The 500-nt window shown below is 72.8% G+C and carries 2 protein-coding genes; both read right to left on the reverse strand.

Annotation, left to right across the window (positions count from 1 at the left end; translation table 11 throughout):
- The coding region (locus H926_RS35630) for a 2Fe-2S iron-sulfur cluster-binding protein (RefSeq protein ID WP_148291878.1) at nucleotides 1-114 on the reverse strand (114 nt) is incomplete at its 3' end.
- Entirely contained in the window at nucleotides 111-374 is a 264-nt protein-coding gene (locus H926_RS0123840) for a sarcosine oxidase subunit delta (RefSeq protein WP_022678459.1), read from the reverse strand. The genes H926_RS0123840 and H926_RS35630, both read right to left, overlap by 4 nt.
- Nucleotides 375-500 lie beyond the last annotated feature (126 nt).

The raw sequence follows: 500 nt of genomic DNA on the forward strand, positions 1-500 counted from the left end.
ACTGCGCGCCACCACGGCAACGCCGTTGTCGAGCAGGGCCGCCGCCAGGGTCTGCCCCGGCCGCGCGGCATAGGTCTTGCCGTCAAACGTGAACGTCAGCGCAGCGCCGCTCATGGCAGCACCGCCGGGCCCAGCGGGCGCACTGCCACGATGGCGTGGGTCATGCGGTGGCGCCGCAGTTCCAGCCAGCCACGGCAACCCAGGGTGTGGCGCCAGATCTCGTCCTCCTCGCCGCGCGGATTGGCGCGGGCATAGAGCGTGGCCATCGCCGCGGCCGGCGCGGCATCGAGCGGCACCACGCTGTCGCGCGTGCGCTCATAGGTGAACTCTTCCTGCGCGCGCGGCCCGCAATGGGGGCAATCGATCAGCATCATGGCCTGCTCTCCCCCTCAGCGGTGCTGCGGCATCGGGCCAACGCCCGCTTCGTCGATGGTGCGCCCCTGGGCAAAGCGCGCCAGGTCAAACGGCGCGGCGATCGGGTGCGGCTGGCCCGGGGCGGG

It is taken from the genome of Novosphingobium sp. B-7, assembly GCF_000410615.1.
GTDB lineage: Bacteria > Pseudomonadota > Alphaproteobacteria > Sphingomonadales > Sphingomonadaceae > Novosphingobium > Novosphingobium capsulatum.

Excerpts from the sequence above, each read along its gene's own strand:
- H926_RS0123840 (WP_022678459.1), bottom strand. The coding sequence starts at position 374 with ATGATGCTGATCGATTGCCCCCATTGCGGGCCGCGCGCGCAGGAAGAG.